Annotated in this window: 10 protein-coding genes; 3 read left to right on the forward strand and 7 right to left on the reverse strand. The window is 67.0% G+C overall.

Annotated elements, in window-relative coordinates; all coding sequences use genetic code 11:
* Window positions 1–65: 65 nt before the first annotated feature.
* Both J4D28_RS28410 and J4D28_RS28415 read right to left on the reverse strand, forming a co-directional pair.
* On the reverse strand, window positions 66–2,291 hold the full coding sequence (locus tag J4D28_RS28410) for an LTA synthase family protein (protein ID WP_050999726.1): 2,226 nt from the start codon (window positions 2,289–2,291) through the stop codon (window positions 66–68).
* A gap of 222 nt (window positions 2,292–2,513) precedes the next feature.
* Window positions 2,514–3,590 (reverse strand): AbrB family transcriptional regulator, encoded by a 1,077-nt coding sequence (locus J4D28_RS28415; RefSeq protein WP_009048271.1) that lies wholly within the window; start codon window positions 3,588–3,590, stop codon window positions 2,514–2,516.
* A 128-nt stretch (window positions 3,591–3,718) separates the two neighbouring features.
* Here J4D28_RS28415 and J4D28_RS28420 point away from each other — a divergent pair, with 128 nt between their 5' ends.
* The gene (locus tag J4D28_RS28420) at window positions 3,719–4,630 is read left to right on the forward strand and encodes a LysR family transcriptional regulator (protein WP_009048272.1); all 912 of its coding nucleotides are present in this window, start codon (window positions 3,719–3,721) and stop codon (window positions 4,628–4,630) included.
* A gap of 6 nt (window positions 4,631–4,636) precedes the next feature.
* Here the strand turns inward: J4D28_RS28420 and J4D28_RS28425 are convergent, their stop codons facing one another.
* The 5 genes from J4D28_RS28425 to J4D28_RS28445 form a co-directional block, all read right to left on the reverse strand.
* Window positions 4,637–4,975 carry a type II toxin-antitoxin system RelE/ParE family toxin gene (locus J4D28_RS28425; protein ID WP_009048273.1) on the reverse strand — a complete coding sequence of 113 codons (339 nt, stop codon included), beginning with the start codon at window positions 4,973–4,975 and terminating at the stop codon, window positions 4,637–4,639.
* Window positions 4,972–5,202: a type II toxin-antitoxin system ParD family antitoxin gene (locus tag J4D28_RS28430; RefSeq protein ID WP_009048274.1), complete on the reverse strand. Its 231-nt coding sequence runs from the start codon at window positions 5,200–5,202 to the stop codon at window positions 4,972–4,974. Before J4D28_RS28430 ends, J4D28_RS28425 begins: the two co-directional genes overlap by 4 nt.
* Before the next feature lie 214 nt (window positions 5,203–5,416).
* Window positions 5,417–6,397 carry an FAD:protein FMN transferase gene (locus tag J4D28_RS28435; protein ID WP_009048275.1) on the reverse strand — a complete coding sequence of 327 codons (981 nt, stop codon included), beginning with the start codon at window positions 6,395–6,397 and terminating at the stop codon, window positions 5,417–5,419.
* Entirely contained in the window at window positions 6,381–8,576 is a 2,196-nt protein-coding gene (locus tag J4D28_RS28440) for a PepSY domain-containing protein (protein ID WP_009048276.1), read from the reverse strand. The genes J4D28_RS28435 and J4D28_RS28440 overlap by 17 nt, the downstream gene beginning before the upstream one ends.
* Before the next feature lie 26 nt (window positions 8,577–8,602).
* Window positions 8,603–9,073, reverse strand: coding sequence for a DUF2271 domain-containing protein (locus tag J4D28_RS28445; protein WP_009048277.1), 471 nt, complete (start codon window positions 9,071–9,073; stop codon window positions 8,603–8,605).
* Between the two features lie 235 nt (window positions 9,074–9,308).
* Between J4D28_RS28445 and J4D28_RS28450 the strand changes: the two genes are divergently transcribed.
* The gene (locus J4D28_RS28450) at window positions 9,309–9,968 is read left to right on the forward strand and encodes a response regulator transcription factor (protein ID WP_009048278.1); all 660 of its coding nucleotides are present in this window, start codon (window positions 9,309–9,311) and stop codon (window positions 9,966–9,968) included.
* A partial coding sequence (locus tag J4D28_RS28455) for an ATP-binding protein (RefSeq protein ID WP_207246500.1) occupies window positions 9,965–11,278 on the forward strand: 1,314 nt, incomplete at its 3' end. The genes J4D28_RS28450 and J4D28_RS28455, both read left to right, overlap by 4 nt.

Consider the following 11,278-nt stretch of genomic DNA (forward strand, 5'->3'; position numbering starts at 1 on the left):
GGAGTTTAGACAAGGGCGCGGAAGCTGGATGGCTGTGCTGCCGTCCAGCTTCCCGGGGCGGGGATTCAGGAAGACTGCGCGCTGTCGTCCTGGGGTTCTTCGCTGGTTTCTTCTTGCCCCGGCAGTTCGGTGATCACGCTGAAGTCACTGACTTCCACCGCGCCCAGGCCGTAGCCCAGCAGGTGGAAGGAGAAGGCCTTGCGCGATTCCGGGTTGGCGAAGCTGAAGTCCATTTCCAGCGGCTGGTCGGGGGTGACCAGCATCTCTTCCGGCAGTCCGAGGGGCACGTCCTGCTCGCGCTCCTTGCCCTTGAGCAGGATGTAGGCGTTCTGCTGCGGGTCGGCCGAGCGCACGGTGAAGCGCACGCGGGTCAGCGAGCCCTTGGGCATTTCCAGGTACTGCGCGCCGATCAGGTTGTCGGCCCAGTCGTCCTTGATCTGCGCTTGCAGCGGGATGATCGCCGGGCTGCCGAACTGGTAGTGCAGGTTCAGCGGCGATTGCAGCAGGGTACGGTCCAGGCCCTCGGCCCGGGCGCTGATCTGGCGCGCGCGCAGGCCGCCGTACTGGCCCTTGAAGGTGGCGCTGTCGGCGATGAAACCGGTGCTGGCGTAGTAGCGGCAGCGCTGCTGGAAATCGCATTCGGTCAGGGTGCCCTGGCCATCGTGATAACGCAGTTTGCCGTTGGTGTAGGACATGATTTCCCGGCCCAGGGCGTAGTCGCGAAACAGCGAGCGGCCGCTGAGGCTGTCCGGCACCTGGAAGCCGAAGTAGTCGAGCACCGAGGCGCTCAGGTCGACATGGCCGTAGGTCCCGGACTTGAGTCTGGGCAGTTGCGCCTGTTCCGGGGCGAGCATCAGGTTGAAGCCCCAGGACGAGGCCAGGCGCACGCCATCGATGCCGTGGGACTCATCCGAAGTGATCACCACCAGGGTGTCCTTCAGCACGCCCTGGCGCTCCAGCTGGTCCATGAACTCGCCGATGGCGTCGTCCAGGTAGGCCACCGCGGCCTGCTTGGGTGTGTCGAAGCGGTTGAGGTATTCCTCGGGCGCGGAGTAGGGCTGGTGGGTGCCGACGGTCAGCAGGGTGAGCATCCACGGCTGCTTCTGTTTTTTCAGCTGGCCGACATACTCCAGCGCGCCTTCGAAGAAGGCCTTGTCGTCCTTGCCCCAGGGGAAGTCCAGGTAGTTGGCGTTGCTGAACCACTCCAGGCCGTGGGTCGAGTCGAAGCCGATGTGCGGCATGATCTTGTCTTTGGCCATGAAGCGCAGGCCGGCGCCTTGCAGGTAATGGGTATTGAAACCCTGCTTGCGCAGCTGGGCCGGCAGGCAGGCCTGGTTGCGCTGGCTTTGGGTCAGCAGCTCGATGCCCTTGGGCGTACCGTTGTCGAGCTTGTCGTAGTCGCCGCAGAGCATGGCGTACAGGCCGCGGATGGTCTGGTGGCTGTGCAGTACGTAGTCCGGGGTGTTCATGCCGCGTTCGGCCCAGGCGCCGAGCTTGGGCATCAGGTTGTCCTGGTAGCGGCTGTGCAGGGCGTCGCGGTTGGTTTTGATATAGGCGCCGGGAATGCCTTCCAGGGCGATCACCAGCACGTTGCGCGCCTGGCCCGGGGCGGCCAGCAATGGCTCGCCGTCGAGGTCGAGCTGGGTCAGGCCGGCCATCTGCACCGGCAGCTCGGGCACATCGCCTTCCAGCCATTGTTCCAGCTGCACCTGGCCCTGGCCGGCGGCGGCCGCGAGCAACTGGTGCGGCAGGTTGAACAGGCGCCATTGATCGGCTTCGCTGGGGTTCAGGTATTGCACGCCGCCATGGGCCAGCCACAGCAGCGCCGGGGCGGTCCAGGCATGGCGCGGCAAGCGCGGGGCGCGGGTGCCGCGGGCCGCCCATTGCACGGCCAGCCACAGCGCCAGGCCGGACAGCAGCGCCGCGGCCAGCCAGGGATGAGCCAGGCCACCGCCGGTGGAGTTGCCGACGAACTGCGGGTCGAACAGGTAATGCAGGTCAGAGGCATTGGGCAGGCGGCCCACGGCGCTGACCAGCTCGGCGCTGGCGATGCTCAGCAGGGCCCACACCAACAGCACCGGCAAGGCCAGCCACCAGGGCCGGCGGTACAGCAGCAGGGTCAACAGGCCCGCGGTGCCCAGGTCCGAGAGATAACCCAAAGGGTCGGACCAGCCGAGCAGCGCACGCGCCACCAGGGGCACGAGCAGCACCAGGCTCAGCAGTGCGCCGAGGGGGGCCAGGGGATGATGGAAAACACGCCGGATGAAATTCACGAAAAACCTGCCAGTCATTAAATCGTCATGCAAATGTGCGCCATGGTAACAACAGCCGGCGGCAAGACGTTTCTTATTCGACAGGGAAATAAGCTCCCGGGCCGCTGGCGAAACGGCCCTGGGCACTGCTGGGCGGCGCCTTGACGCCCGTATTCAGGCGCCTGGCGACGGAGCCAGGGAAGGAGGGATGGCGCTCGGATTTACTATTTCAGAGTGTTTAAAGACGCGCGGCTCCCGGGTTCAGCGCGACCACCTGATGATCAGCCGGGCGAAAAAAGCGCCGCTGACGATCACCGCGAACAGCCGCAGGGTCTGCATGGCCAGCACCAGGCCGACGTCGGCGTGGGTGTCCACCGCGATGATCGTCATGGCGTCCAGGCCGCCGGGGCTGGTGGCGAGGTAGACCGAGAGGAAGTCCTTGTCCAGCCAGTGCGCCAGCAGCCAGGCCGACAGCGCGCAGAGGGCGATCAGCAGCACCGCGCCAAAGATCATCGCCGGCAGGCGGGTCCAGACGTAGCGCAGGGTCGGCCGGTCGAAGCGCAGGCCGATGTAGCAGCCGATGGCGCCGTAGGCCAGGGCCAGCAGCCAGCCGGGCAGGATGATGTGCAGCAGCCCGGAGATCTGCAGCGCGCCGCCGATCAGCAGCGGCACCAGCAGGGCGCCGGCCGGCACCCGTGAACCGAGCAGCACGCCGAGCACTATGATGCCCAGGGTCAGGCCGAGGTTGAGCAGGGTGAAGGTCTGCAGCACCACCTCGGTGCTGTGGGCCTGGCTGCCGCCGGCCGGGACACCGATCCAGTGGCTGGCCAGGGCGCCGATCATCACCACGCACACCACTCGCACGTACTGCATGGTGGCCACCACCCGCGAGTCGGCGCCGAAATCGTCGGCCATCGCCACCATGGCCGAGGCTGCCCCCGGCGCGGTGCCCCAGGCCGCGGTGCTGGGCGGCAGGCCGCCGAGGCGTACCAGCGCCAGGCCGACCAGGGCGCTGAGGCAGACGGTGAGCAGGGTGGCGAACAGCATCACCGGCCAGGACTGGGCCATCGAGGCCAGCACGGCCATGGTCATGGAGTGGGCGGCCAGGACCCCGACCGAACCCTGGCCGAGGCGGAAGGCCTGGCGCGGCACGCGGATGCTGGCGCCGCTGACGCCGAAACCGATGGCCACCAGCATCGGCCCGAGGAACTGTCCGGCGGGAACTTCGAAGTGTTTCAGCAACTGCCCGGCGCTGCCGGCGAGGATCAGCAGCGCCAGCCATTGCAGGGCAAGGGGCCAGGCGGACAGGGACAAAGGCGAGGGACGAGGCAAGGGCATTCTCCAGCGCGCTGGCCGTTCCTGTTGCGGGACCGTTGCTACCAGCGCTTCGGAGCAAATTATTGATAGCGCAATTGATCAAGTCCAGTTTCTAATTGTGATCAACTAATAACTCTGGTTTATCGATCATGGACCTGCGCGACCTGACCTATTTCGAAACCATCGCCGAGCTCGGCCACCTCGGGCGCGCGGCGCAGAAGCTCAACCGCAGCCAGCCGGCGCTGACCAAAAGCATCCAGCGCCTGGAGGAGTCCTTCGGCACCAAGCTGTTCGAGCGCGACGGGCGGCGGATCAAGCTGACGGCGGTGGGCCTGTTGCTGCAACAGCGCGCCCGGCAGTTGCAGCAGAACATCGCCGAGACCCATCGCGAGGTGCGCGATTTTGCCAGCGGCGTGCTCGGCAATATCCGCCTGGGGTGCGCCGCCAGCATGGCCGAGCACCTGTTGCCGCAGATGACCGCGACCTTGCTGGAGCGCGCCCCGGACATCACCCTGAACCTGGTGATCGGCCAGGACGACGTGCTCCGCGAGTCCCTGCGCTCGGGGCGCCTGGACATGGTGATCTGCCCGCTGTTCGAGGGCGACCCGCACCTGAGCCACCACACCCTGTTCGAAGACCAGGCCGTGGTGGTGGCCAGCCGCGACCACCCGGTGTTCGACACGCCGATGCGCCTGCGCGACCTGTGCGACTACCGCTGGGTGCTGCCGGGAACCGGGGTCTCGGCCCGCCGCTGGATCGACAATGTGTTTCAGAGCCACAAGCTGCCGTTGCCCTCGGTGCAGATCGAGACCAACACCATCTCCCTGCTGCCGCGGCTGATCGCCAAGACCGGGCTGCTGAGCTTCCTGGCCCGGGAAACCCTGGACGACTTCAAGGGCATCGCCCACCTGCGGGAAGTGCCGCTGGCGCAAACCCGCATGCATCGCAGCATCGTGGTGCTGGTACGGACCGAAGGCTACCTGTCGCCGGCGGCCCAGCTGCTGCTGGATCTGCTCAAGCGGGATGGGCGGCAGTTCTTTACCGCTGATGGGGCGCTGTAGTCCGCGTCAGGTCGATCCGTGTGCGGGGCTTTCCGTCAGTGAGGCGGGAATGTCCCGCATGGCGTGCAGGACGCGCCACACGTCAATGTGGTCGTCGTGCCGGGCGTAGAACACCAGAAAGGGATAGCGACTCAATGGCCAGTAAAGAAGCCCTGGCAAATCGAGCTCATGGGTGTAGCGGGAAAGGCCTGAGGCCGGATGCCGGGCGATATGCGCATAGGCAGCTTGCAGGTCGTCGATGAAGCCCAAGGCTGCCTGCTCGGCCTGTTGAGCCAGGTAGTAGTCGACAGCGTCTTCTACATCCTGATTGGCCAGGGCCCTTGGAATGACCCGCTGTGCCTTCATTCCTTGCGGACTCTGGCGCGAAGCGCGTCGAAGTAACGATCGTCCACGGGAGTGCCAGGCGCCGATTCAGCACCCGCCAGCAGCAGGCCGCGCAGGTGCTGTCGATCCTGATCCTTGCGGATCAGCTCCCGCACGTACTCGCTGCTGGTGCTGTAGCCCCGCTGGCTGACCTGATCGTCGACGAAGGCCTTGAGGGCTTCTGGCAGGGAAATGTTCATGGTACTCATGGTTTTGTCCACGTTTGACAAAATTTGCCAAAGTATACGCCTCCAGGCTCACCTTGCCAGCGAGGAACATCAGGGACATGCCGCCGATCCATGGCGCCACGCTGGGCTCCCACCGCAAGGGCCAACCACCAAGCTCGCGGCCAACCGATGCGGTCGTTAGCGTGCCGTTCGCAGTGCCGGTACATGAGTTTCATCGGGGCAACAGACACCGGCTTCAGCGGGTCTCGATCTGCGCCTGCAACTGTCCGCCCACGATAGACACTTCCCGCAACTGCGCGCCGTCGCGGATCACGAACAAGGCATCCATGCCGCGCTCCTGGGCCAACCGCGGTCCCTCTACTTCGCCGAGCACCAGCAGCGCGGTGGCCCAGGCATCGGCCAGCATGCAGTTGGCGGCCACCACGCTGACCGAGGCCAGGCGGTTGTCCAGGGGCGCGCCGGTGGCCGGGTCGAGGGTATGGGCATAGGACTGCCCGGCGATCTCCACCCAGCGTCGGTAGTCGCCGGAGGTGGCAATGGCCGCATTGCTCAGCTCCATCACCCCGATGACTTGGCGGACCCCACGCAGGGGTTTCTCCAGGGCCACGGTCCAGGGTTGCCCGGCGGGCTTGCTGCCCCTGGCGCGCATTTCGCCGTCGATCCCCACCAGATAGTCACGGATGCCCGAGGCTTCCAGGGCGCGCGCCAGTTCATCGACGCCAAAACCCTTGGCAATGCCATTGAGGTCCAGGCGCAGCTTGGCCCGCTTGCGCAAGCGGTGGCGCCGGGGTTGCAGCTCCAGGCCGTAGCTGGCGGGGGCGAGGCGCTGCCGGCCCAGCTCGGCCAGCGCCGGCTGATCCAGTGTCCGGGCCGTGGGGCCGAAGCCCCAGCCCTGGACCAGTTCACCCACGGCGATCTCGAAGGCCCCGGCGGATTGCTCGCTGACCCGCAGCGCCGTGGTGATGACGTTCATCAGTTCCCTGGGCACGCTGACCCAGTGGTGCCTGGGCGCCGAGTTGAGTCGGTTGAGATCGGACGTGGGGTTCCAGCTCGACATCTGTTGCTCAACCCGTTCCACCGCCTGGGCCAGGCGGTCCGCGATGTCTCGGGTAGCGAATCCCGGGGCGGCATAGAACAGCGCGGTGTAGCGGCTGCCCATGGTCGGGCCGTTGAGGCTGTAGCGTTGCAGTCCGGCGGTTTCAGTAGATGTCTTCACGGTAACGTCCTTGGGCCTTGAGGGTCAGTACGCTGAGGTTGAGCGGCGCCAGCACTTCGTCCAGGGCCTGGATCACCCCCTTGGCCATGTCCCGGCTGCCGCAGACCAGCACCTGGGCGCCTTTTTCCACCAGCCGGCGTAGCGCCAGGGCATCGGCGAGCAGCCGGTCCTGCACGTAGCCGCGCGCCGGGACCCGGGAGAAGGCCGCGTGCAGGGCGGTCAGGCGTCGGTCGGCCAGATAGCCCTTGAGTTCCGGCTCGTAGAGGAAGTCCGAGGTTGGGTGGCGCCCGCCCCAGTACAGGTGCATCGGTTGCCGGGCCCGGTTGCCGCGGATAAAGCCCGCCAGGGGGCCGATTCCGGTGCCGGCGCCGATCAGGATCACCGGTTGCGAGCCCTGGACGGGGCGAAATTGCGGATTGGGCTGGATGAAGCCCTGGATCCGCGCTCCCGCTTGCAGGTCATGGAGAAAGCCTGAGCACAGGCCACCAGGGTGCTTGCGCACGCAGATCTCCAGGACCCCGTCGGCGCTGCTGCTGGCCAGGGAGTAGAAACGCGGCTGCGCAGTGCCGGGGGGCAGGATGCCCACCAGGTCGCCGGCCTGGAATTCGGGCAAGCCTTGGCCGCTGCCGTCGGCCGGGGCCTTGAAGCGCAGGATCCGGGTCGGTGCCTGGACCTGGGCGCCATAGGCCACGGATTCGACCAGCTCCAGGTCATGGCTGGGCGGGGTTTGGCTGTGGTGCTGCAAGTCCAGCTCCAGCCCCAGGGCCGCTCCCAGCGCCTGGCCCCAGCGCTGGAACTCCTGGGCGCACTGGCGATGGATGCAGTCCAGGGGCAGCAGGGGGCGCGCACCGCTGGCGGCCAGGGCGTTCTGCACTTGCTCGGCGAAGCCGCAGAAGCGTGGGAACTGGCGATCGCCAAAACCCAGCACGGCAAATGGCAGCCCCGGCCCCGGCGGGTTTTGCCCCAGGCGCGCGAGAAAAGCCGTGGCCGAGGCCGGGGCATCGCCATCGCCGTGGGTGGCCGTGAGGATCAGCAGGTGGCGCGCCTTGGGGTAGTCGCTTTGCAACTGGTTCATCGGCGCGCTGTGGACCTTGATCCCGGCCATCACCAGGGCCTGGTGCAAGGTGTGGGCAAAGCCCCAGGTGCTGTTGTTCTCGCTGCCCACCAGGATCACGCAGTCGGCGTTGGCGGCCGTGCTGTTGTCGTGGATCGGCGTGGCGCCTTGGCGCTGACGCCACCACAGCCACAGGCCGGTAACGCTCATCAGCGGCACGCCCAGGGCGCAGGTCCCCAGCAGCAGGCCCAGCCACCACAGGCCTTCGCCAGTGTGCAGCCGGTAGATGAGCTCATAGGCCTGATGCGCGCCGGCGTAGGGCTGAAAGGACAGCAGGGCGCCGCTGGCCTGATCGACATAGCCCTCGCCGGCGGTGGTGCGCAGGCTGTACAGGTCATGGGGGTTGCCAGGGCTGGGGTAGACCAGCTCGCGCAGGTCATTCAGGTCCAGGGCCTGCAACGCCGGCAGGCTGGCCACCGGCAAGGCCGGGCCGGCGCTGAGCAGGGTGGGGACGGCCGGTTCGGCCTGGCTGCCGTCGGCAATCAAGCCGAAGGTGCCGGCCGACAGGTACAACCCGCTCAGGGCCGACAGCAGCAGGCCCAGGGTGGTCAGGCGTCCGAGCTCGGCGTGCCAGCGCTGGCTGAAGCTGCCCCGCAAGGGCCGCAGCAGGTTGCCCCAGCCGCCGACGCGGCGGGCCAGCAACACGGCACCGGAGCACGCCAGCAAAAGCATCGCCAGGGCGCCCAGGGCCGATACGGCGTGGCCCGTCGTGTCGAGAAACAGCGAGCGGTGCAGTTCCTTGACCCAACGGGCAAACACTGAGGGTGCGTAGGGCCCGAGCACTGCGCCGGTCAGCGGGTCGACCGTGCTGGCCAGCGCCTGGCCGTCCTGGCTGTGGTAGACGATCACCGAGCCCGAGGGCGTGCGCCGGATCTGCTCGATCCCGCTCAGATGGCCGGCAATGCGTCCGGCCAGTTGCCCGACCGAGACTTGCGCCACGGCCGGTTGGGGTGTGTGCAGGCGTTCCAGCGCCGGGTTCAGTGCCAGGGTCGCGCCGCTGATGGCCAGCAGCATCACCAGCAGGGCGGCGATCAGCCCGGGAATCGAGTGCAACGAGCGCAACATGGTTGTGCCTCCTGACGGCGTGGGCATTACAGGTCGTAGCGCAGGGATTGCACGTAGGTGCTGCCGCTGGCCGGCTGGCCTGCGCCCTGGAGTGTCAGGGGCAGGACCACGTCGGCGCGGACATCGCGCTGGTCCTCCACGGCGCTGTCGATGCGGATCTGATACCCGGCGTCGATCAGGCTGTCCGCCAGCTCGGCGCTGACGGTCAGGGTCTCGCCGCTGCCGACGCTGGCACCGCTGATGCCGTCGTACTGGGCGGCGGCCATGCGGCTGCCCCGGGCCCAGTCCGGCAGGTGCTTGTAGTACTTGGCCTTCTTGCCGGCGACCCACAGGGTCTGCTGGTAGGTGCCATTGGCGTCGGTGAGGTAGATCGCCAGGTAAGCGCCATTGCCGCTGTAGTCCTTCAGGCGGGTGGTCAGGGTCACTTCACGGGCCTGGGCCAGCCCGGGCAAGGCCAGAACCGCGGCGAGGCAACTGGCGACGACAAGCTTGTTCATGAGGGTGTCCTTTTCAAGTGATGTGGCTGCAGCCTGAGCCGCTTAGCTGACAGCAACCTGAAGGACGTTGAAAAAACTTCGAGGCCGGGCGAATGGGCTTTTCATGATCTGGCTCCGGCTGTCGGGGGGCGCGTGTGGCTACCCTGATGAGGATTTTGATGGCCAGCTGAATCTTCAGGTTGGCGTCAGGTTCGGCGGTTAAGGTGCGTCACCACACAGATCAGGGGAGGGCGTCATGCGGGTGTTATTGATCGAGGACGCGGCGGTACTCGGGGAAGCGGTGCGCGAGCAGATTGCCGACGATGGCCACGCCGTGGATTGGGTGCAGCGCCTGGAGCAGGCCCGGGCCAGTGTCGCCAGCACAGCCTACGACCTGATCCTGCTGGACCTGATGCTGCCCGACGGGCGCGGCCTGGAATTCCTGCGCCAGCGCCGCGGTGCCGGGGACGTGACGCCGGTGATCATCCTCACCGCCCAGGACCAGATTTCCGAGCGCATCGCCGGGCTCAACGCCGGTGCCGACGATTACCTGGTCAAGCCCTTCGACTTGTTTGAGCTGTCGGCGCGGGTCGCGGCGGTGGCCCGGCGCTACAGCGGCAACCCCAACCCGCAGATCCGCCTCGGCGAGCTGCAAGTGAACATCAGCGCCCGCACCGTGCAGCGCGGCGGCGCCATCATCGATCTCACCGCCCGTGAGTGGGCGGTGTTCGAAGCCTTTGTCCAGCGCCCCAGCGCCTTGCTCTCCAAGTCCCAGCTGGAGGAGCGGCTGTATGCCTTCGGCGCGGAAATCGAGAGCAACACCATCGAGGTCTACATCAGCCGGCTGCGCAAGAAACTCGGGCGCGAACTGATCGAAACCGTGCGCGGCATGGGCTACCGGCTGATGCCCGCATGAAGCGTCCGACCAGCCTGCAAAAACGCCTGAGCCTGGGGCTGACCCTGGGCATGACCCTGCTCTGGCTGGGGGCCACCGCCGGCACCTGGCTGGCGGTCCAGCATGAATTGGAAGAAACCTTCGACAGCGCCCTGGAAGCCACGGCCCAGCGCATCCTGCCCCTGGCCGCGCTGGAAATCGGCAACCGTTCCGGGCCGCGCCGGGCCCGACATGTGGCGACCCTGAAGATGGACAGCGAATACCTGACCTACGTGGTGCGCGACGCCGAGGGGCAGATTCTGATGCGCTCCCACGACGCCAAGCTGAAGATCTTCAGCCACCGGCCCAGCCCGGGGTTTACCACCCGAGGCAAATACCGCTTGTACAGCGCCAGCGCCGAGAACGACTCGATCGTCATCGAGATCGCCGAGCCCCTGGCCCAGCGCCGCGAAGCTTCCCGGGAGGCGCTGTTCGCCTTGCTGGTGCCCTTGCTCGGGTTGATTCCCATCAGCCTGCTGGGCACCTGGCTGTTCGTGCGCATCAGCCTGCGCAGCGTCTTGGCCTACCGGCGAGCGGTGGAGGCCCGGGGTGTGGGCGACCTGTCACCGATCAAGGTGGCGCGCCTGCCGGCGGAAATCGATCCCCTGGCCGAAGCGGTCAACCATCTGCTGGAGCGCCTGCGCAAAGCCCTGGAAACCGAGCGCAGCTTTACCGCCAACAGCGCCCATGAATTGCGCACGCCCCTGGCGGCGACCCTGGCGCAGATCCAGCGCCTGCGCCACGAAGCCCCGGAGGGGCCGTTGCAGCTACGGGCGGCGAAGATCGAGAACGCCCTGCGGGAGCTGGCCCGGCTCTCGGAAAAACTTATGCAATTGGCCAAGGCCGAGGGCGGCGGGCTGTTGTCCGAAACCCCCGAGGACTTGATTCCGCTGCTGGCCCATGGCGTGGAGGAATGGAATCGCGGCGCTGCGCCGCGCATCCGGCTGCAGTTGCCGGAGATGGCCCGGGTGTGTGCTGCCATCGACCCGGACGCTTTTGGCATCCTGCTGCGCAACTTGATCGAAAACGCCCTGAAGTACGGCGATCCGTTGCAGCCGGTAGACGTCAGCCTTGGCGCCGATGGTTGCCTGCGGGTGGTCAATGGCGGACCGGTGGTGCCGCCGCCAGTGCTGCAACGCCTGACCGAGCGTTTTGTCCGCGGCAACAGCGAGGCCAGCGGCTCCGGCCTGGGGCTGGCGATTGCCCAGAGCATCGTTCACGGCGTGGGCGGCGAACTGTACCTGGCATCACCGGCCAGTGGCCGTTGCGATGGGTTCGAGGTGCGCGTGCAA

Origin of the sequence: Pseudomonas sp. GW531-T4 (assembly GCF_017349615.1) — a bacterium.
Classification (GTDB): Bacteria; Pseudomonadota; Gammaproteobacteria; order Pseudomonadales; family Pseudomonadaceae; genus Aquipseudomonas; species Aquipseudomonas chlororaphis_I.